The organism is Microbulbifer agarilyticus S89 (genome assembly GCF_000220505.1).
Classification (GTDB): domain Bacteria; phylum Pseudomonadota; class Gammaproteobacteria; order Pseudomonadales; family Cellvibrionaceae; genus Microbulbifer; species Microbulbifer agarilyticus_B.
In genome coordinates this window covers 101,892-122,853 of sequence record NZ_AFPJ01000024.1, presented here as the reverse complement: position 1 = coordinate 122,853, position 20,962 = coordinate 101,892, and the positions used below count along the sequence as shown (strand labels likewise).

Here is a 20,962-nt window from a genome sequence, read left to right as displayed (position 1 = left end):
TCGAAATAACTATCTGGTTAACTTTTCAGTAGTTTAACCATCGCCTGCCCGACCCCACCGGCGGATGCCGGGTTTTGCCCGGTGACCAGACGCTCCTGCACCAGGACATTTTCACCCCAGGGATCCACTTCGTGGAACTGCCCGGCTTTGCTGCTGATCGCGTCCTGCAGTACAAACGGAATCTGGTCGATAGTGCCGAATTCTTCCTCTTCACGGCGGGTAAAGCAGGTTACCGTTTTACCGCTCATGATGTTGCTGCCGTTGGCCAGGGTGACTTCCAGCAGGCCCGCGGGCCCGTGGCACACCGCGCCCACGACCGCGCCCGCGTCATAACGCGCGGCGGTAATGCCAGCCGCCGCTTTATCGTGGGCGAGGTCGTTGAGCAAGCCGAAACCGCCAGGGTAGAAGATCCCCTGATAGTCCTCTGGGTTGATGTCCGCGAGTCGCTTGGTGTTGGTCATCGCCGACAGCAGGCCGCCGTCCGCCAGCATGGTGCGGTTCACCGCGTCGTCGATGTCAGTCCCATAGATTGGGGCATTGCCTCCGGCGATCGAGGCCAGGTCGTAGGTGAAGCCGGCGTCGTTGAGTGCATGCAGCGCATGGGTTAGTTCTGGCGCATAGGTCCCGTTATCTTCGGCGTCACCTAACTTCGCGCTATTGGTCACAATTACCAGGATTTTCGTCATTGGTATCACTCCTCAATTTCAGTGGGCCCATGTTAGGCATTTCCCTGTAGGGGGGTAATCCCCTTAAAATGCAAAGCTTTATTGCTGGAGTGCAACAATGGCGCAACTAGATGGGTTGCCTGAATTTCTTGCCGTGGCGGAAACCCAGGGCTTTTCTTCGGCCGCGCGCCAGCTGGGGGTTTCGACGTCGCACGTGTCACGCAAGGTCAAGGCCTTGGAGACACGGCTTGGGGTTTCCCTGGTGGCGCGTAGTACCCGCATCGTGCGTCTGACCGAAGCTGGGCAGCAATACTATGACGAGTGTCGGGACCTGATGAATGGCCTCGAAGCCGTGGAGGAGCAGATTGGGCGCCAGCGGGGTGCCTTGGCCGGGCGGTTGCGTGTGTCTGCTGCGGGCGAGTTTGCCGAGCGTTACGTGGCACCGGCACTCATGCGGTTCGCCCTGGGGCATCCTGATTTACAGGTAGAGATCGATTTTAACAGTCGGCTGGTGAACTTCGTTGAAGAAGGGTTTGATCTGGCGGTGCGTTACGGGGATCCGCAGGACTCGCAACTCATCGCGCGGCCACTGGTTGCGCGCGCCTTGAAGTGCATGGCCAGTCCGGCGTACCTGGCCGCACATGGGACCCCTCAGCAGCCTCAGGATCTCACCTACCATTACTGCATTATCGCGAATAGTGATCGCTGGCGCTTTCGCGAGCGCGACGGGGAAACCGAGGTGCGTATATCGGGGCGCTGGCGCGCCAACAGTGGGCGCAGTGTAGTTGCGGCCTGCCAAGCGGGGCTGGGTATTGCCTATTTGCCCGGATCGAGTTTTGGCGAGGCAGCGCACGATGGCACCTTGAAGCCGGTGCTGGAGGGCTACTGGGCGCCGGGCCCGAATACCTGGCTGGTCTACCGCGATCATCGGCATCTGCCAGTGCGGGTGCGTGCCGCAATTGATTTTTTGTTGCAGACGTTCGCGGACTGGCGTGAGGAAGAGAGAACGAAGCCTGCCAATACCGGTGGTAAATAAAAAGGGACGCAGTGCGCCCCTTTTTATTTACGGTGTCATGCAGTTGCCGTTTGCTGCGCTCAGTCGATTTCCCGCACCGCACCCTTGTCAGCACTGGTAGCCAACAGCGCATAAGCTTTGAGCGCGCGGCTCACTTTACGCGGACGCTGCTGCACCGGCTTCCAGCCCTGCGCTCCCTTGGCGTTCATGGCCTCGCGACGGCGGTGCAATTCTGCTTCCGGAATATCTACCTCAATCAGGCGCTTTGGAATGTCGATGCGCACCAGATCGCCGTCCTGCACCAGCGCGATATTGCCACCACCCGCCGCTTCCGGGGATACGTGACCGATCGACAGGCCGGACGTGCCGCCGGAAAAGCGGCCGTCGGTAATCAGCGCGCAGGATTTGCCCAGTCCCTTGGACTTCAGGTAGCTGGTGGGGTACAGCATTTCCTGCATACCCGGGCCTCCTTTCGGGCCCTCGTAGCGCACGATCACCGCTTCGCCCTCTTTAACCTTGCCCTCAAGAATATGCGCGACGGCATCTTCCTGGCTTTCCACCACATGTGCGGGACCTTCAAACTGCCACAGTTCCTCTTCCACGCCGGAAGTCTTTACCACGCAGCCGTCTGGAGCGAGGTTGCCAAAAAGTACGGCCAGGCCACCTTCGGAAGAGTAGGCGTGCTCGATTGAGCGAATACAGCCCTGCTCGCGGTCGCCGTCCAGGTTGTTCCAGCGGCAGTCCTGGCTGAATGCTTCCTGGGTCGGAATACCGGCCGGGCCCGCGCGGAAGAACTTGTGTACGTCCGGATTATCGGTACGGCGGATGTCCCACTCTTCCAGCGCATCTCGGAAGGATTTGCTGTGCACCGTCGGCAGGCTGGCATCAATCAGTCCACCGGCTTCAAGTTCACCGAGAATCGACATCACGCCGCCGGCGCGGTGCACGTCTTCGATGTGGTACTTCTGGGTGTTCGGGGCGACTTTACACAGCTGCGGAATCTTGCGAGACAGGCGGTCGATGTCCGCCAGGGTGAAATCGACTTCGCCTTCCAGCGCTGCGGCCAGCAGGTGCAAAATGGTATTGGTGGAACCGCCCATGGCAATGTCCAGGGCCATTGCATTGGTAAACGCAGCGCGGTTGGCGATGCTGCGTGGCAGGGCAGATTCATCGTCCTGCTCGTAGTAGCGCTTGGCCAGGCTCACGATTTCGCGACCGGCGCGCAGGAACAGCTGTTCGCGGTCCGCATGAGTGGCGAGGGTGGTGCCGTTACCGGGCAGGGACAGGCCCAGAGCCTCGGTCAGGCAGTTCATGGAATTGGCGGTGAACATACCGGAACAGGAGCCACAGGTAGGGCAGGCCGAACGCTCATACTCGGCCACTTCCTCGTCGGTGGCGGAATCGGTGGCCGCGATCACCATTGCATCAACAAGATCCAGCTTGTGGTCGGCGAGCTTGGTTTTACCCGCTTCCATTGGGCCGCCGGAAACAAAAATCACCGGAATGTTCAGGCGCATGGCGGCCATCAGCATCCCCGGGGTGATCTTGTCGCAGTTTGAGATACACACCAGTGCGTCGGCGCAGTGTGCATTCACCATATACTCCACGGAGTCAGCGATGATTTCGCGGCTCGGCAAGCTGTACAGCATGCCGTCGTGGCCCATGGCGATACCGTCATCCACCGCGATGGTGTTGAATTCCTTGGCGACACCGCCGGCCTTTTCAATCTCCCGCGCGACAAGCTGCCCCATATCCTTCAGGTGCACGTGCCCCGGTACAAATTGGGTAAACGAGTTGGCCACGGCAATAATGGGCTTGTGGAAGTCTTCATCCTTCATGCCGGTGGCGCGCCACAGGGCGCGGGCGCCGGCCATATTGCGGCCAGCGGTGGAAGTGCGTGAGCGGTACTGAGGCATAGCGGTACTTTTTACGTGACGGTTAAACGTGATACGTGACGGTCAAACGTGATCATCTACAGATAGATTGCGTTCAGCGCGGGCAGGTCTGGTGTGCCCGGCAGCGCCACAGGTTAGCAAAATGAAACGTGTTGTGCGCGCTTGGTGAAACGGTGCGAGGCGGGCGAAAGAACTGTCCGTTTTAGCTTGGTCGCCAGGCAAATTTATTGCGTTGCGAGCCGCTTGCATAAGACGCGTGAATTTCGCTGAATGTTGTACAGCGATTTACGACTGGTGGGCAATTGGGATACGTCGACCTGGGCAAACCCGCGCTCGATAAACCAATGCTCGGTTTGCGTGGTGAGCACGTAGAGTTCCGATAAGTCCAGCGCGCGCGCCTGCCGTTCAAGGTGCTGCATTAATTTAGCACCGCGGCCGCCACCGCGAAATTCCGGGTGAATAGCCACGCAAGCAACTTCTGCGGCGATGGTGTCGCCCTCGTCGTCGAGAATCGGATACAGGGCAGCGCAGGCCACCGGGGTACCATCTACTTCCACGAGCGTGAAATGGTCGATCTCCGCCTCCAGCTTTTCCCGCGAGCGCCGCACCAGCACACCCTGCTTTTCCAGTGGGCGGATCAGCCCGAGAATACCGCCGACATCCTGGATGCGTGCGCGCCGGATAACCTCGTAACTGTCCCGGTAAATCATGGTGCCGGTACCTTCCCGGCTGAACAGTTCCTGCAGCAAGGCGCCGTTGTCGGCATAACTTAGCAGGTGGACCCGCTGGGTGCCGGCACTGCATGCGGCGATTGCGCAGTTCAGGGTTTCACTACTGATTTTTTCCGCGACATCCTCGGCCTGGTGAATACTGAGGTCGTGTACCGGCTCCCCATCCACGTCCAGTTGCGGCAAGTCGCGGAACAGAATCAGCTTCTCTGCCTGCAGGGCCTTGGCGGCTTCGGCGGCAAGGTCCAGATAGTTGAGGTTGAACAGCTCACCGGTAAGCGATGTACCAAAGGGCGAGAGCAACACCAGGGAGTTGTCTTGCAGCGCCCGGGCGATGGCCTGTTCGTCGATGCGCCGTACTTGTCCGGTCCAGCGCATGTCGGTGCCGTCAATAACCCCTACCGGGCGCGCACTGACAAAGTTCCCGGAAATGACTTTAAGCGCGGCACCTGCCATGGGCGAGTCGGGCAGGCCCTGGGAAAAGGCGGCCTCGACTTCGAGCCGCAGTTTACCGACGGTGGCCTTAATCACCTCGAGGGTTTCCCGGTCGGTAATGCGTGTGTTGCCAAGAAAGCGACTTTTGATCCCCGCCTGTTGCAGCGCACTGTTTACCTGGACGCGTGCGCCATGCACGAGGACCAGTTTTACCCCGAGGCTGATCAGCAGCGTGAGGTCGTGCACCAGATTGCGAAAATTCTCGTCGGCAAACCCCTCGCCGGGAATCGCGACCACCAGGGTTCGTCCGCGCAAATCGTTGATATAGGGCGCGGCGTTTCTGAACCAGTTGAGTGTGGTGGTTTCGGTGTTCACGTTCTTTGTGTTTCGATAGTTAAGTTCGCTTCGGTCACAATATACCGCACTTTATGCGGCATTCGGATTTTGATCTCTACTCAAATGGCGAAAAATTGGATTCGGCTGGAGAGCAGGTGTCGGTATCGGATAGGGCCTTGTGAGGCCCTCTAAAACAGGGATGTTTTAGAGGAGCCCCCAGGGATGGGTTCACGGCGTGCCTCACAAGGCCCTATCCGGTAGCGGCACCGCCACTGGCTTTGAACAGAGTTTCCGTCAAAGGCAGAACCTTCCGATCATCCCTTTCAGTGTCTCCACCATCGGGTCAATACGTTCCAGGCCAAGATACTCATCCGGTTGGTGGGCCTGGTCGATATCGCCGGGGCCAAGCACAATGGTCTGCATGCCAAGCTGCTGTAAAAAAGGCGCCTCGGTGGCAAACGCCACACTTTCCGAACTGTGGCCAGTGAGCTGTTCCGCGACCTTGACGAGTTCAGAGTCGGCGGGCTCTTCAAAGGCGTCGACCCCGCCGATCAGCGAGTCCATTTTCAGCTGGATTTTTTCGTCCGTCATTGCGCCTTTAAGGCGCTGGTGCAGCTCACCGCGCAGCGCGTCCATGGACATGCCTGGCAGGGGGCGCAAGTCGAACTGCAGTTCGGTGTGGCCGCAAATTCGATTGGGATTGTCGCCGCCATGGATACAGCCCAAATTCAAAGTGGGGACCTCCACCGCAAACCCCGGGTTTTGGTAGCGTTGCTGTATTTCATTGCGGAACTTGATTACCTCCCCCATCGCCGTGTGCATGGCTTCCAGAGCGCTGGCGCCATAGGCCGGGTTGGAGGAGTGGCCAGCCTGGCCGGTGATGCGCAGCCGCTCCATCATCATGCCCTTATGCATACGAATGGGCTTGAGGCCGGTGGGCTCGCCGACAATCGCGTAGCGCGCCTTGGGTAAGCCGGCCTTCACCAGCGCGCGGGCGCCGGCCATGGAGGTTTCCTCATCCGCGGTGGCGAGAATAATCAGTGGTTGTTGCAATGGCTTGTCGACAAAAGTCTTGGCAGCTTCGATGGCGAGAGGGAAGAAACCCTTCATATCGGTGCTGCCGAGCCCGTAAAAACGGTTATCGCGCTCCTGCAGCTGGAATGGGTCCGACTGCCAACGGTTGTCGTCGTATGGCACGGTATCGGTATGCCCGGCGAGGACCAGTCCGCCGTCGCCCTGTCCGAGGGTGGCGATCAGGTTGGCTTTGTGGGGCTGGTCTTGCAGCGGCATGATTTCAACGGCAAAGCCGAGAGTTTCCAGCCAGGCCGCCAGCAAGTCGATGACGCCGCGATTGCCCATGTCGAGTTTGGGGTTGGTGGCGCTGACACTGGGACTGGCAACCAACTGCTGGAGCTGGCTGGGTACATTCGGCAGCGAGCGGATACTCATGGTGGCCTTCCTTGTGCATTACCTGGGGGTGATATGCGGCTGTATTTATTCTAACGACGTTATTACTTCTGCCGATCTCTGGCGCTCTTTCAGCGTAACAGGTTTGCCGGACAGGCGGCGACCTATCTGAAATTGCATAAACTGCTCATAGGTATCTTGCTTGGGGTTGTCGCACTGGGCGACAGCAATACAGTTATGCACAGGGCGGCAGCTGCGTGGGTCAGAGATTGAAGGCAGAGAGTTTGAAGCCAGAGAGTGTGGATTTAGAGGGTGTGGATAAAACGGGCCTTGTCGCACTGACAAAGCTTTGCGCCCGCCTGGCGAAGGTGCGCAGCTTTAGTTTCAATGCGAGCAACGGCCCCGGCTCGGCCACCAACTGGCGTGGTCACGGACGCGGGGATGTGGCAGTGGAAAACTTTGGTGCGCATACGGTATTCACCGAGCAGGCAAAATTTACCGACGCCGAAGGGCACAAAATTGCGCTAAGTAATAGTTACCGCTGGACCCGCTGCGTTGACTTTGTACGGCTGGAGCAGGTGCAGGGCGATCGGCCAGTCTTGCTGTTTAATTTCGTGCCAGTTACTGCCCATGGATTTCGCCATCAGAATACCCACCAAAGTGGCGCAGATACCTATACTGCAGATTTGATTCTGCATGCTGATGAGGTCGAGCTGATCTGGCAGATTCATGGGCCGCAAAAAAATGAGCGGCTGCACTACCACTACTGGTGAGCCTTCTCGCAGACACAAAAAAGGGGAGCCGAAGTGGCTCCCCTTTTTTATCTCACGTTACCGGTGATCAGCCGAACACGCCTTTGAAGAAGAAGAAGAACAGGATCGCCAGGCCTGCGCCCGCCGGCAGGGTGATTACCCAAGAGGCGGCGATGGTGGTGATCATACGCAGGTTCAGTGCGCCAATACCGCGCGCCAGACCAACGCCGAGTACCGCTCCCACAAGGGTGTGGGTGGTGGAGATGGGCAGGCCGGTGCCAGAGGCGAGGACCACGGTGGCGGCGGCGCCCAGCTCGGCGGCGAAGCCGCGGCTCGGGGTCAGCTCGGTGATCTTGCGGCCGATGGTCGCCATTACCTTGAAACCGTAAGTGGCGAGGCCGACCACGATACCGGCACCACCGAGCAGCAGGATCCACGGTGGCATAACCGCTTTCGCAGTGACCGCGCCTTGCTGGACGGTGTTCACCACTGCGGCCAGCGGACCGACCGCATTCGCCACGTCGTTAGAGCCGTGGGCAAAGGCCATGGCACAGGCGGTGAAGATCATCAGGATGGCGAAAACACGCTCAACACTGGCAAAGCGGTTATCTTTCTCGGCTTCCGGATCGCGTTTCACGCGTTTCAGCATGACCACGCCAACGCCCATCACGATCAGGCCCATGACGCCGGCGATCAGTGCGTCCTGCCAGAACGTCAGGCTGATGTTGGCATCTTTGAATACGTGCTTGAGGCCCTTGGTGAGGGTCACCATGGAAATCATCCAGCCCACGGCAAACATGTAGATGGGGATGTAGCGCTTGGCGTTGTTAAAGGGATCGTCGGTGTTGAGGATCAGGCGTTGCACACTGCGGAACAGCAGGAACGATATGGTGCCCGCCAGCACCGGCGAAACCACCCAGCTGGCAACAATGCTGCTCACCTTGCCCCAGGCTACTGCATCTACCGAGATGCCCACCGCGGAGAAGCCAACGATGGCACCGACAATGGAGTGGGTGGTGGACACCGGCCAGCCCAGGATACTGGCGATCAACAGCCAGGTACCGGCGGCCAGCAGTGCGGAGAGCATGCCGTACACCAGCAGTTCCGGGGTATCGTTAAACAAATCCGGGTCGATGATCCCCTTGCGAATCGTCGAGGTCACCTCGCCGCCGGCTAAATAGGCACCGGCGAATTCGAAGATCATGGCGATAATGATCGCCTGTTTGATGGTCAGTGCGCGGGAGCCTACGGAGGTACCCATGGCGTTGGCGACGTCGTTCGCGCCCACACCCCAGGCCATGAAGAATCCGAACACACAGGCCATGATCAGGAAGATATGGCCGTATTGAGCGATAATTTCCACGTTTTCTCTCCCCCGTTATCGCGCCAGCAGTAGCTGCAATCGGTTGCCCACGCCGTGAGCTTCATCTGCCAGCTCACCGACTTCCTCGATTACCCGATACAGGAAAATCACGTCCACCGGCGGCAGGTCTTTTTCAATGGCGAAAAGTGCGGCGCGCACTTCTACTTCTAACTTGTCGGACTTGCGCTCCAGATCATCCAGCTCTTCGATCATGCGCTGGGCAATGTCGACTTCGCGGCCGGAAAAGCCAGATTCCAGTAGCTCGTCCAGCTCGTTGATGGCGGTCAGGGCCTGGGCGGATGCCGCCACGGCACTTTCCACGAAGGTGCACATCAACGTCTTTAATGGCGCAGGAATCTGCATCTGGCGGCCAATGGCGAGGCCGGCAATGTCCTGGGCCGTGTTGGCCACCTTGTCCTGCACGTGCAGCAGTTCCAGCAGGTCGCTGCGGGATACCGGCATAAACAGGCTATCGGGCAGGTGCAGACGCAGGTCTCGTTTGATGTCATCGGCGCGGCTCTCGCTGGCGGAGATGCGTTCCTGGACGGTTTTGGCGGTCGCCAAGTCCTCGTTCACGAGGGCTTCAAAGAAGGGCACCAGATCCGCTGACGCCTTATGGGCGGTCGCCATATGCTCTTTGATCGGTTTGATCGGCGAGCGGCCGAACAAGTTGCCGATGTTGGACAGGGGCATGGTTCGTTCCTTTTTCCGGTCCTGACAGTAGTAGGTTTAGTAGCCCAGAAGGGGCCAAATCGGGCGGCATGGTACCGCAACCTGTGCGCAGGTCACAGTGACGTGACGGTTTCCGTATCAATTCGACCAACCGGCGCACTGTTGTGGCTCGCCAATAGAGCTACAATGCGCCTTCTAACAATAAGCGTAGACGGGTAACAAGGTATGGCTGCAAGCGCTGGGGTAAGAGGTGCAGACCGGGTTCTCGACCTGCCGGGTTTGCTGGAAGACCTGGTGGGTGACGGGTATGTGGCGCGGATGGATGCCAACCGCCTGATCGGCACGCCGCGCACCGCCGAGCAGGCGCAGATGCACCCGCTGTCCTATATCGCCAGCTGTGAACTGGAAAATCAGAAGAAACCCGGGCGTACTCTGGATGCGCAGGTACTGACCCAGTGGCTGGCGGATACCTCCTCTCATGGCCTCTACCATATCGATCCGCTCAAGGTGAATGTGGCGGCGGTGACCGAGGTCATGAGCTTCCAGTTTGCCAAGCGCCATCAGATCCTGTGCGTGGAAGCCAGCCCGGAGATGCTGCTGGTGGCCACCGCGCAGCCGTATACCTCGGGCTGGGAAGAGCAGCTGGAGCACACCAGTGGTCGCACCGTGCAGCGGGTGGTGGCCGATCCGGCGGATATCCTGCGCTACGGCACCGAGTTTTACTCCCTGGCCAATTCGATTTCCGGCGCCAGCGGGCTCAAGGGTAGCTCTGCAGCGGGTAACTTCGAGCAGTTACTGGAACTGGGCAATCTCAAGGATCCGGAGGCCAATGACCAGCACATCGTCAATATCGTGGACTGGCTGTTACAGCACGCCTTCGATCAGCGCGCCAGTGATATTCACATTGAGCCCCGTCGCGGCATTGGTCGCATCCGCTTCCGTATCGACGGTGTGCTGCACCCGATCCACGAGCTGCCGGACCAGGTCAACGCGGCGGTAACCAGCCGCCTGAAGATTCTCGGGCGCATGAATGTGGCGGAGAAGCGCAAACCCCAGGATGGCCGTATCAAGACCAAGCGCCCGGATGGCAGCGAGGTCGAGTTGCGTCTGTCGACCCTGCCCACGGCATTCGGCGAAAAGCTGGTCATGCGGATCTTCGACCCGGAAGTATTGGCGCGCTCCTATCACGACCTGGGCCTGGCCGGTGACGACCTGGCGCGCTGGCAAAAAATGCTCGCGCGCCCCAACGGTATCGTGCTGGTTACCGGCCCCACCGGTTCCGGTAAGACCACGACGCTGTACACCGCGCTCAAGCAGCTGGCCTCCAGTGAGGTAAATGTCTCCACCATCGAAGATCCTATCGAAATGGTGGAAGACAGCTTCAACCAGACCCAGGTGCACCACAGCATCGGCCTGGATTTTGCCGCGGGTATTCGCACCCTGATGCGCCAGGACCCGGACATCATCATGGTGGGCGAGATTCGCGACCTGGAAACTGCGCAGATGGCGGTGCAGGCGGCGCTCACCGGCCACCTGGTGATTTCGACCCTGCACACCAATGACGCGCCTACCGCGGTGACCCGCCTGCTGGACCTGGGCTTGCCGCATTACCTGCTGAAATCCACCGTACTCGGGGTAATGGCCCAGCGCCTGGTGCGTACCTTATGCCCCAGCTGTAAGCGCAAGGCAGACGTGAGCGACGAAGACTGGCAGGCGCTGGTGAAACCCTGGAAAGCACCCAAGCCGGAAGTGGTTTATCTGCCCGAAGGGTGCCTGGACTGCCGCAACACCGGTTACCGAGGGCGCCAGGGGATCTACGAGATCCTTCCGTTCAGCGAGGCGATCCAGGGGCTGATCACCGCCGATTGCGACCTGCAGCAGGTTCGTCACCGGGGGATGCGCGAAGGCATGAGCAGCCTGCGGCTGTCCGGGGCTAAAAAAGTCGCTGGGGGAATCACCACGGTGCAGGAAGTGTTGCGAGTAGCACCGCCACCGGATATCGCATTCTAAGTACCCTTCTCCCAATCCGGCCGGGCACGCCCACCTCGTCCCCTTCGCCCGGCCGCACACTTATACTTGTATCAGTTTTTTTTCGTGCAAAAGGACCCTGCCGTGTACCACTTCCCCGAATCTACTTGCCCCGCACCGCTGCATGCCCGGCTGCAGTCGCAGTGGCAGAGTTGGTGTGAGCAGGTGGGGGAGGCCGAGGCCGCTGCGCTGGCAGCGCAGTTACAGGCGGATGCATCGCTGCCGGTGTTGGTCGCCAGAGGGTTACTTGGGTCTGATTTCCTGTTGCAGCAATGCGCGCGCACCCCGGGGCTGCTCGATGAATTGCTCGCCAGTGAGGACCTGGGGCTGGCGCCGCCGGACCTCACCGCCTTGGAGACCGACGAGGACCTGGAGCGAACCCTGCGCCTGTTGCGCAACCGGGTAAATACCGAGGCGATCTGGCGGGACTTTACCGGGCAGTGGGATGTTCCCCGGGTGTGCGCCCGTTTGACCGAGCTGGCCGAGATTTGTATTCAGTCAGCCCTCGACTGGCACTGGCAGAAAATGGTCGAGCGCCATGGCGAGCCGCGCAGCCGGGACGGAAAGCTGCAGCCGATGATCGTACTGGGCATGGGCAAGCTGGGTGCGCGTGAGCTGAACCTGTCGTCGGATATCGATCTGATTTTTGCCTACCCGGAACCGGGGCAAAGTGGCGGCGATGCTGCAGACATCAAGCCACTCGAGAACCAGGCGTTCTTTCAGCGCCTTGGCCAGCGCCTGATTAAATCGCTGGATGCGGTTACCGCCGATGGTTTTGTGTTTCGTGTAGATATGCGCTTGCGCCCCTATGGCGACAGCGGCCCCCTGGTAAGTCATTTCGCAGCCCTGGAAGATTACTATCAGACTCAGGGGCGCGAGTGGGAACGCTACGCCATGATCAAGGCGCGGCCGGTGGCCTATGCCAGTGTTGCGGGTGGGGCTCAGGCCGCAGAGGAACTAATGGAGTTGCTGCGCCCATTTACGTATCGGCGTTATATCGACTTCAGCGTGATCGACGCGCTGCGGGAAATGAAAACCCTGATCCAGCGACAGGTGCGCGCGCGCGGACTCACCAATAACGTAAAGCTGGGGCGCGGCGGCATCCGCGAAGTGGAGTTTATTGCCCAGGCATTCCAGCTTATTCGCGGCGGCCGCGAGCCCGACCTGCGCGTGCGCAATATCCTGAAGGTCCTGCCATTGCTGGAGCAGGATGGGCACTTACCTCAGGGTGCTGCCGACCAATTGCGCGATGCCTATCTTTTACTGCGCCGTGTCGAGCACGGATTGCAGGCGGAAAAAGACCAGCAGACCCAGACGATACCGGTGGAGAGTGAGCGACGCGCGCAGCTGGCCTTTGCCCTCGGCTATGCAAGCTGGGAGTCTCTCGAGGAAGAACTGCTACTGGCGCAGACCGTAATCGAGCGTGAATTCGACCAGGTAATCGCACCACCGGAAGAGAGCGATGAAGTCTCCGAGAGCGATCGCTGGGAATTGCTGTGGAGTGGCTGCGAGCGCGACAGTGATCGCGACACCTGGCTCGCACAATTGCAGGACGCCGATTTTGTGCCAGCAGAAAAAGCGCTGGAGGTCATCAGCGCCTTGCATGGCGATCGTATTGTCACGGCGTTGCCGGTGGCCGGGCGCCAGCGCCTGGATCAGACCATGCCGTTGCTGCTCGCCGCCGCCGCGGAAGTTGGTGAGCCCCTGTTGGCGCTGGAGCGGGTATTGCCGTTGTTGCGCTCAATTCTGCGCCGCAGCGCGTATCTGGTGCTGATCAACGAAAACCCCCCGATACTCCAGCAGCTACTGCGCCTGTGCAGTGCCTCGCCGTGGATTGCCGATCAGCTGGCGCGGCACCCGGTGTTGCTGGATGAAATGCTCGACCAGCGACGCCTGTTGCAGCCCTCCACTGCGCAGGATATCGCCGATGAGCTGCGCCAGCATATGCTGCGGGTAGATACCGACGACCTGGAGGCGCAAATGGAAGCCCTGCGGCATTTCAAGCAGGGACAAAGCCTGCGTATCGCGGCGCAGGAAGTTACCGGGGCGCTACCGTTGATGAAGGTAAGTGATTCCCTTACCTGGCTGGCGGAAGCGATATTGCAGCAGTCACTGTCACTGGCCTGGCAGCAAGTGACCGAAAAACACGGCGCGCCCAAGGGGACTAGCGCCGAAGATATGCGCTTTGCGATCGTTGCCTACGGCAAGCTCGGTGGCTTGGAATTGGGGCACGGCTCGGACCTCGACATCGTGTTTGTGCACGATGTCGACGGTGCCGGTTACACCGATGGTGAGCGGTCGCTCGACGCGCAGAGTTTCTACACCCGTCTCGCCCAGCGCCTGATCCACATACTGCAGACGCGCACATTGAGTGGCCCGCTCTATGAAGTGGATACACGCTTGCGTCCCTCCGGTAACTCGGGTCTGCTGGTAACTTCCCTGGCCGCGTTTGAAAAGTACCAGCGTGAGAGCGCTTGGACCTGGGAGCATCAGGCTCTCGTTCGCACCAGGCCCGTGGCGGGCAGTGAGCGTCTCGGCCACGCGTTCGAATCCCTGCGTACGCGGTTGCTATGTACCGCGCGTGATGAGCAGAAATTGCGTGAAGAGGTGGTGGCGATGCGCAATAAAATGCGTGCACACCTCGATAAGAGCAATGATCGGCAATTCGATCTCAAACACGGCGCCGGTGGTATTGTGGATATTGAATTTATGGTTCAATATGCTGCATTGGCCTGGGCGCAACGCGCCCCTTCAATCGTGCGATATACCGATAACATTCGCATCCTTGAGAGCCTCACCGAGGCGGGCCTGATGCCGGCCCATCAAGCCGCGCATTTGATCGACGCCTACAAAGCCTACCGATCTGAAGGTCATCGCCTGGCATTACAACAGCTGCCGGGGGTTGTATCCGGTGACCAATTCGAAGCGGAAAGAAAGACCGTTACAACAACTTGGCAGCAGATGCTGGGCTCAGCGAGTGAAGTCTCGCCCGGTTCCCAGTAGGTGTTCGCTGCCCGATTAAACTGTTTTTCATCAGGCTCTGTGCTGTAGGAGCCTGCCTGCAGGCGAATTGGCTCGACCCGGCTCAGACCGCTCCGTTCCCCCCAGGCCGCTCCTACAGAATGCGTGTATAGAATTTTGTAGGAGATCCCCATGTCTTTTGCCGATCGAGACGGCGTTATCTGGTTTGATGGTGAACTGGTTCCCTGGCGCGATGCCCGGGTACACGTGCTCACCCACACATTGCATTACGGAATGGGCGTATTTGAGGGCGTGCGCGCCTATCAAACCGCCGATGGCGGCACCAGTATTTTCCGCCTGCAGGAACACACTCGTCGTTTGTTTCGCTCCGCCAAGATCATGAATATGAGCATGCCTTACGACGCGGAGCAGCTGAATGAAGCCCAGCGTCTGGTGGTGCGTGAAAATGGCCTGGAAGAAGCCTATCTGCGCCCGATGGTATTTTACGGATCGGAAGGTATGGGGCTGCGCGCCGACGCGCTGAAGACGCATGTCATCGTTGCCGCGTGGGAATGGCCGAGCTATATGACACCGGAGGCGCGCGAACTGGGGATCAAGGTGAACACCTCTTCGTACACGCGTCACCACGTGAATATCTCCATGTGTAAGGCCAAGGCGAACGGCAACTACATCAATTCCATGCTGGCGCTGCAGGAGGCCCTGCGCAACGGCTGTGAAGAGGCCCTGCTGCTGGACCCGGAGGGTTATGTAGCGGAAGGCAGTGGCGAAAACTTCTTCTTGGTGAGCGACGGTGTGATTTACACCCCGGAACTTACCTCCTGCCTCGACGGCATTACGCGCGCATCCGTTATCCAGCTCGCCAACGAGTGCGGATACAGGGTGGTGGAAAAACGCATTACCCGCGACGAGGTGTATATCGCGGATGAAGCCTTCTTTACAGGTACCGCGGCGGAAGTGCTGCCGATCCGGATGCTGGACGGACGCACCATCGGCGCGGGTCGCCGCGGCCCGATCACCAAGCGCTTGCAGCAACTGTATTTCGATGTGGTGCAGGGCCGCAGCCAGGCCCATATGGGTTGGCTGAGCGATGTACACGAGGGTTGTGAGGAAGTGGCGGCGTCTGCTTGATGCCTTCGCTCCACTTATTAAAAAGGGCGGGCATCTAACGATGCCCGCCCTTTTTTTTGCCTGCTGTGTTTCGGCTGCGCTGGGCTAACGCGCGGCCTGCTGGGGGCGCCCCACACAGTAATATTCAAAGCCCGCTTCTGCCATATCCAGCGGCTGGTACAGGTTGCGGCCATCGAAAACCACGGGATCCTTGAGGCTGCTGCTGACGGTGGCGAAGTCCAGGGTTTTGAACTGCTGCCATTCGGTGGCAACGATCAGTGCGTCGGCACCGGCCAGCGCGCTGTCGCGGGTACCGCACAGCTGTAAATTGTCACGGTTGCCGTAGATGCGCTCGCATTCGTGCATCGCTTCCGGGTCAAACGCGCGCACGCTGGCGCCCATCTCCCACAGGTTTTCCATCAGAACGCGGGCCGGTGCTTCGCGCATATCATCGGTGTTGGGCTTAAACGACAGGCCCCACAGGGCGAAGGTCTTGCCGGAAAGGTCCTGCCCATAGCGTTCGACAATTTTCTCCAGCAGGTAGTGCTTCTGGCTGTGGTTGCGCTCTTCGACTGCGTTCAGGATTTTGGGCTCGATACCCAGCTGCGCTGCAGTGGTTTTCAGGGCCTGTACGTCCTTGGGGAAACAGGAACCGCCGTAGCCAATCCCCGGGTAAATAAAGTGATAGCCGATACGCGGGTCGGAGCCGATACCCTGGCGTACCGATTCAATGTCGGCGCCTACGCGGTCGGCAATCACCGCCATTTCGTTCATAAAGCTGATCTTGGTGGCGAGCATACAGTTGGCCGCGTACTTGGCCAGCTCGGCACTGCGTACATCCATCACGATGACCTTGTCGTGATTGCGGTTAAACGGCGCATATAGCTGGCGCATTTTCTGTTCGGATGCCTGCTCGGAAGTGCCGATGATAATCCGGTCCGGTTTCATGCAGTCGGCAACCGCGGAGCCTTCCTTGAGGAATTCGGGGTTGGAAATAACATCGAATTCCAGATTCAGCGCGTTGCGCTCCTGCAGGGTGCGAGTGACTTCCTCGCGCACCTTGTCCGCGGTGCCAACAGGTACAGTGGATTTGTTAATGATGTATTTCTTGCCGTTCATGTGTTCGGCAATGGTGCGGGCCACGGTCAGCACGTAGCGCAGATCCGCAGAACCGTCCTCATCGGGTGGGGTGCCGACCGCAATAAAGATCAGCTCGCCGTGCGCCACGCCCTCGGCGGCATCGGTGGAGAAGCTCAGGTTGCCGGATTTATTGTTGTGTTTGACCAGTGGTTCGAGCCCCGGCTCGAAGATGGGAATGTGACCCTGGCGCAGGCGCTCGATCTTGTTCTCATCGATATCGATACAGGTAACCCGGTGGCCGGCTTCTGCCAGTACTGCTGCCTGCACCAGGCCAACGTAGCCAGTACCAAATACGGTAACATTCATTTTCTTGGAAATCCTTTGAGTATCCCGCGCTCCACGTACTCGGTATAAGGGGCCTTGGAGCTCGTGTTTAAAACTTTAGGCGTCCAAGTTTACCGCTTATGGACAGTGCTCGCCATTAAATGGGGTGGCATATTGGACCGGCGCACCTGTTACTTCGCTGGGTGCAAATTCAACTCGCTGCAGGTAAGGTAAGCGGCGCATAGCCCCGCGATTCGGGTACGGCACCGGCCGGCGGCTCGGTGTGGCGTGTACCGGTTAGTAATTGGAGAGAAGTGTTTGATCACGGTCTGGCGGTTTGTGGACGGCAATAAGGCCCACGAAAAGCAGAGTGCAGCGTTGCTGACCGGCCTGCGTGAGCGCCTCGGGCCCACGCGCGTGCAAAGCTGCGATGTCGATTGCAGCCAGTTACGCTTTTGGTTGCGCGGCTCTTTGCAGGTGGCGCTCGACGCCGCCGGCGCGATTGCCCTGGGGCAGCCGGATTTTTTAATCGGCGCCGGTCATCGCTGTCACCTGCCAATGCTCGCAGCGCGCAGGCGATTTGGTGGCCGCAGCGTGGTCCTGATGCGCCCATCGCTGCCCATTCACTGGTTCGACTTTGCCCTGATCCCCGAGCACGATCGCCCGCCGGCCCTGCCGAATGTGCTGACCACGCGCGGCGCGCTTACCTTGCCGCTGCCACATGTGCCCGCCAACCCTGGCCGTGGGCTTATTTTGCTGGGTGGGCCGAGCCGGCATTTTGCCTGGGATAGCGTCACTCTCGAGCGGGATATCGGGCAGTTGGCGACAAGCTCCCTACAGTGGACGCTGGCGGATAGCCGTCGCACGCCTGAATTCGCCTTGCAGCAGTTGGCGCGGCCTGGCTTCACGCTGGCGCCCTGGCGCGAGTGCGCTGATGGCTGGCTTGAACATCAGCTGGCCTCTGCGGAGCAGGTGTGGGTAACCCGAGACAGTATTTCCATGGTGTTCGAGGCCCTGCAAAGCCGTGCCCGGGTGGGTGTATTGGGGCTGCCTTCGCGCAATCGTAAAAACAAGGTGCGCGCGGCGGTGCAGCGGCTAATCGATGATGGATTGGTCAGTGAGCAGTTAGCCGATGCCGCGCGGTCACCGGATGTACAGCGCGCGCCATTCAATGAATACCTGCGCCTCGCAGCGGCGCTGATTGGGCGCTGCAACCTGGAAACTATGTGATGTCTACCCCTAAAAATATCTGTCACCTGTTTATGAGCAGTGAGTTTGGCGGCTTGGAAAAACATGTGATGGAGCTGGCTGGCTGGCAGGCCGCCCATCTGGAGGGCGAGGTTGCGATTATTGCCCACCCCCGTTACCAGTCGCAGTGCCCGCAGGATGTTGTTTTTGTGCCGCTGGATACCGATATGAGCCGGCGCAACCCGCTGCTGCTTTTTGCGCTGGTACGGAGCTGTCGGCGCAATGGGTTTGACCTGATACACGGGCACGGTGGCAAGGCAGCGGGAGTGCTTGCGAGTCTGCGGGGTTTTATTCCCGTTACCAAGGTGATTACCCGGCACAATATCGCGCACCCCAAGGATACAGTGGCGAGCCATTTTCCCGGGCGTATCGCGGTAAGTCGTAAAGCCGTGTCGAATTCCGCACTGGACTGGTCCGTAATTCCCAATGGCACCCACGCCCCGGCAAAGAAACAGTCGCCTCCGCAGCAGTGCGTGCCTGATCGAAGAGTGGTGCTCGCCGTTGCGCGCCTGGTACCGGCCAAGGGAATCGATTTGCTGTTGCAGGCGTGGGCCGAGTTGTGCCCGGCGGATGCCTGTTTGTATCTGGTGGGGGACGGCCCGGAGCGGGGCAAACTGGAAACCTTGGCAAGCGAGCTGTCGCTTGCGGACAGTGTGCGCTTTGTCGGCTACTCGGACGATGTCGCGGCCTGGATGCAGGCGGCGGAGTTTATGGTGGTGTCGTCACACAAAGAGGGTGCCCCCTATACCGTGGTGGAAGCCTTGCTGAGTGGGTGCCCGGTGGTGTCGACCGATGTGGGCAGCAACCGGGAAATTCTGCCTGCAGAATTTATTGCGGAGGATGTGTCGGTTCCCGCGATTGCGAAAATGTTGCGGGCTGCTTTGCAGGATAACGCTGCACTGAGAGACGCATTTGCACCAGTATTTGCGTACGCGGCTGAACATCTCACCGTCGATGCTATGGCACAGGCGACGCTCGCGGTATATCGCCGGGCGTTGCCCGCCGATTAATTGCGATATTTTTCCAGCGCCGGGACAAGCTGCACAAGTTTGCCCACAATTTTTCGGCGTGAAGCCGCTACCTGCACAGCAAATGCCTCGGGGTCGGTGGGTGCCCAGTCGAAACGCGCAAGCTCAGATGCGCACGCTCTTTGTAAATAGCCCCGTTGCGCGAACTTTTCGATGGCCTGCTGATAGCGCGGCGGTGACGAAACCTCTGCGGGGCGCAGGCTCAGCAGCGGTCGCGGCAAATTAATCGCTTCGCACAGCATGCTCATACTGTCTTCCGTGCACACTATCTGTCTTGCCCTGGGCAGGCGCTCCGCCAGAAGCTCTCCTCCGTCACCGGGCCAGCAGTGTTGATGGCCGTGGGCTTCACGCAAAATTTCCTGGCTCAGTGCGCGCAGATCAGGCGGGCTACGGCGGGAGCCTGCGACGAGCCACTGAATTTGATTTTTCTTCGCGCAGTCTCGCGCCCACTGCAAAATCGCTTGCCAATCCTGCTGCTGATATCGATAGCCACTGCCGTCCCCCCCGAGCAGCAATGCCCAGGTATTCGGTGATGGCTGTACGTTGCTGGTGCGCGCGGGCGCGAAGTCCACAATCAGGTTGTTGCGGGTAAACCCGGTAGCGGGTTCCAGTGTCAGTAGGGCGGTCACCGCGTGAGGTGCAAAATTGCGCGGGGAGCCGATAAATACATTTGGGCATCCCCACAATCGTGCGAGTGCCGAGTTGGCAAACCGCGTGTTACCGCCGGCAGAAACGATTAGGTGTGGAATTTGCGGGTAGGGCTGGAGTGTATGCGCAGCGAGAATGGCGCGCGTAACGGCAGCTGAACCTGCCGAGTGATTGCTCGCCAGTGCAAGCAGAGGGCGCAGCCATTTTGCCTTGAGTGCGCAGGCGACGAGCTGGACCTTGGGGGTGAAGCCCGCATCACGCAGCCAGTCGACAAAACCATGGGCCTGGTTGACGTGGCCAGGGATGCCGTCACTTAACAGTAAAATATTCAAATGCGAAGATGCGTTGACCATTTCAGGGGCTCGCCCCTCCAGCACTTGTTGTTGGCTTACCCACAATCCTTATTTAGTCGTAGAAAGGCTCTGAAGGGTTTTGATAGTAAATCTGCATGAGCGAGCGGCGCTCACTGGTGCACTCAATCTGCGGGCGACCGTGCCAGCTATGCTTGCCCACAACAAAGGCGTAGGCGCTGTTTGGGATGAAGGGGAAGCGACGCACTTCCTTGAAGCCGTCCTTATTGCCCAATCCAAGCTTGCGAAATTCGTACTGCAGGCGACCCACAAAGCCGCGTTCATACAGGCTGGTACCCATGGTTTCCTGGCTGTCGTCGCGGGGCAAGTACACCTGCATGGTCACGATTTTACGGGCAACGTCCCGGTGCGGCGAAATCTGGTAGCCACTGTGATCGCAGAAGTAACCTGTCTTGGGGTAGGCCTCAATTGCGGACACCTGCTGCCCTGGCACCTTGAAGCGGCGGGCCAGATCGGTGCCCAGGCAGTCGAACAGGGCCTGTTTCACTTCTTCGGCCTGCATGCCCATGGTTACGCCCTGCCACAGGGCCTGTGTCTCTCCCGTGAGGCGAGCGAGATTTTTGTCGTTGAACGGGAAGACCTGGCGCGTGCTGGTGCCATCGCTGCGCATGGCCTCTTTATGGTTGAGGCCTTTACATAAATCTGCCGCGGGCGCGCTCTCCAGAATGCGCTGGTAGATATCATCCGGGAAAAAATTTTCCAAATACAGGTGCGAGAAGGGCTGGTCCTTGGGCTCAATAGTGCGCAACCGCGCTACCAGGTGGTTGCGCACAGACGCTGCAATTTGCGCTGCGCTGGAAGCAGCGCCGGGTGCGGGAGCGGTGTGGGAGGTTTCAGCGATAATTTCGTTTGCGGTAGCCATGGTACTTCCCTGTGCC

16 protein-coding genes are annotated in these 20,962 nt (G+C 59.4%); 7 read left to right on the top strand and 9 right to left on the bottom strand.

The features are described from left to right. Positions 1-17: 17 nt before the first annotated feature. Positions 18-686, bottom strand: a complete 669-nt coding sequence (locus AS89_RS0107095; RefSeq protein WP_010131791.1) for a type 1 glutamine amidotransferase domain-containing protein — start codon at positions 684-686, stop codon at positions 18-20. Positions 687-783: 97 nt separating this feature from the next. Between AS89_RS0107095 and AS89_RS0107090 the strand changes: the two genes are divergently transcribed. Continuing rightward, complete coding sequence (locus AS89_RS0107090) at positions 784-1,701, top strand: LysR family transcriptional regulator (protein ID WP_010131790.1); 918 nt, start codon at positions 784-786, stop codon at positions 1,699-1,701. A gap of 59 nt (positions 1,702-1,760) precedes the next feature. Here AS89_RS0107090 and ilvD read toward each other — a convergent pair whose 3' ends face one another. From ilvD to argE, 3 genes are all read right to left on the bottom strand, one after another. Next, complete coding sequence (gene ilvD, locus AS89_RS0107085) at positions 1,761-3,596, bottom strand: dihydroxy-acid dehydratase (protein WP_010131789.1); 1,836 nt, start codon at positions 3,594-3,596, stop codon at positions 1,761-1,763. A 203-nt stretch (positions 3,597-3,799) separates the two neighbouring features. Beyond that, entirely contained in the window at positions 3,800-5,113 is a 1,314-nt protein-coding gene (gene argA / locus AS89_RS0107080) for an amino-acid N-acetyltransferase (protein ID WP_010131788.1), read from the bottom strand. 255 nt (positions 5,114-5,368) lie between these two features. After that, the gene (gene argE, locus AS89_RS0107075) at positions 5,369-6,523 is read right to left on the bottom strand and encodes an acetylornithine deacetylase (protein WP_010131787.1); all 1,155 of its coding nucleotides are present in this window, start codon (positions 6,521-6,523) and stop codon (positions 5,369-5,371) included. A 215-nt stretch (positions 6,524-6,738) separates the two neighbouring features. On the opposite strand from argE, the gene AS89_RS0107070 reads away from it, so the two are divergent. After that, on the top strand, positions 6,739-7,254 hold the full coding sequence (locus AS89_RS0107070; protein ID WP_138976371.1) for a DUF6314 family protein: 516 nt from the start codon (positions 6,739-6,741) through the stop codon (positions 7,252-7,254). Between the two features lie 67 nt (positions 7,255-7,321). Here the strand turns inward: AS89_RS0107070 and AS89_RS0107065 are convergent, their stop codons facing one another. Together AS89_RS0107065 and AS89_RS0107060 are read right to left on the bottom strand one after the other, a co-directional pair. After that, positions 7,322-8,596, bottom strand: coding sequence for an inorganic phosphate transporter (locus tag AS89_RS0107065; protein ID WP_010131785.1), 1,275 nt, complete (start codon positions 8,594-8,596; stop codon positions 7,322-7,324). A gap of 15 nt (positions 8,597-8,611) precedes the next feature. Further along, positions 8,612-9,289 carry a TIGR00153 family protein gene (locus AS89_RS0107060; protein WP_010131784.1) on the bottom strand — a complete coding sequence of 226 codons (678 nt, stop codon included), beginning with the start codon at positions 9,287-9,289 and terminating at the stop codon, positions 8,612-8,614. Positions 9,290-9,493: 204 nt separating this feature from the next. Here AS89_RS0107060 and AS89_RS0107055 point away from each other — a divergent pair, with 204 nt between their 5' ends. From AS89_RS0107055 to AS89_RS0107045, 3 genes are all read left to right on the top strand, one after another. Further along, a complete protein-coding gene (locus tag AS89_RS0107055) occupies positions 9,494-11,278 on the top strand; it encodes a GspE/PulE family protein (protein ID WP_010131783.1) in 1,785 nt (594 codons plus the stop codon). A gap of 84 nt (positions 11,279-11,362) precedes the next feature. Continuing rightward, positions 11,363-14,299, top strand: coding sequence for a bifunctional [glutamate--ammonia ligase]-adenylyl-L-tyrosine phosphorylase/[glutamate--ammonia-ligase] adenylyltransferase (glnE, locus tag AS89_RS0107050; RefSeq protein WP_237709648.1), 2,937 nt, complete (start codon positions 11,363-11,365; stop codon positions 14,297-14,299). Positions 14,300-14,449: 150 nt separating this feature from the next. Further along, on the top strand, positions 14,450-15,406 hold the full coding sequence (locus AS89_RS0107045) for a branched-chain amino acid transaminase (RefSeq protein WP_010131781.1): 957 nt from the start codon (positions 14,450-14,452) through the stop codon (positions 15,404-15,406). A gap of 84 nt (positions 15,407-15,490) precedes the next feature. Here AS89_RS0107045 and AS89_RS0107040 read toward each other — a convergent pair whose 3' ends face one another. Beyond that, positions 15,491-16,831 (bottom strand): UDP-glucose dehydrogenase family protein, encoded by a 1,341-nt coding sequence (locus AS89_RS0107040; RefSeq protein ID WP_010131780.1) that lies wholly within the window; start codon positions 16,829-16,831, stop codon positions 15,491-15,493. 276 nt (positions 16,832-17,107) lie between these two features. On the opposite strand from AS89_RS0107040, the gene AS89_RS0107035 reads away from it, so the two are divergent. Both AS89_RS0107035 and AS89_RS0107030 read left to right on the top strand, forming a co-directional pair. Then, positions 17,108-18,019, top strand: a complete 912-nt coding sequence (locus tag AS89_RS0107035; protein WP_010131779.1) for an ELM1/GtrOC1 family putative glycosyltransferase — start codon at positions 17,108-17,110, stop codon at positions 18,017-18,019. Next, the gene (locus tag AS89_RS0107030; RefSeq protein WP_010131778.1) at positions 18,019-19,047 is read left to right on the top strand and encodes a glycosyltransferase; all 1,029 of its coding nucleotides are present in this window, start codon (positions 18,019-18,021) and stop codon (positions 19,045-19,047) included. The genes AS89_RS0107035 and AS89_RS0107030 overlap by 1 nt, the downstream gene beginning before the upstream one ends. On the opposite strand, the gene AS89_RS0107025 is transcribed toward AS89_RS0107030, so the two are convergent. Together AS89_RS0107025 and AS89_RS0107020 are read right to left on the bottom strand one after the other, a co-directional pair. Next, positions 19,044-20,066 carry an ELM1/GtrOC1 family putative glycosyltransferase gene (locus AS89_RS0107025; protein WP_010131777.1) on the bottom strand — a complete coding sequence of 341 codons (1,023 nt, stop codon included), beginning with the start codon at positions 20,064-20,066 and terminating at the stop codon, positions 19,044-19,046. The two genes, AS89_RS0107030 and AS89_RS0107025, sit on opposite strands and share 4 nt — an antisense overlap. Before the next feature lie 52 nt (positions 20,067-20,118). After that, positions 20,119-20,946 carry a hypothetical protein gene (locus AS89_RS0107020; RefSeq protein ID WP_010131776.1) on the bottom strand — a complete coding sequence of 276 codons (828 nt, stop codon included), beginning with the start codon at positions 20,944-20,946 and terminating at the stop codon, positions 20,119-20,121. Positions 20,947-20,962: the final 16 nt, after the last annotated feature.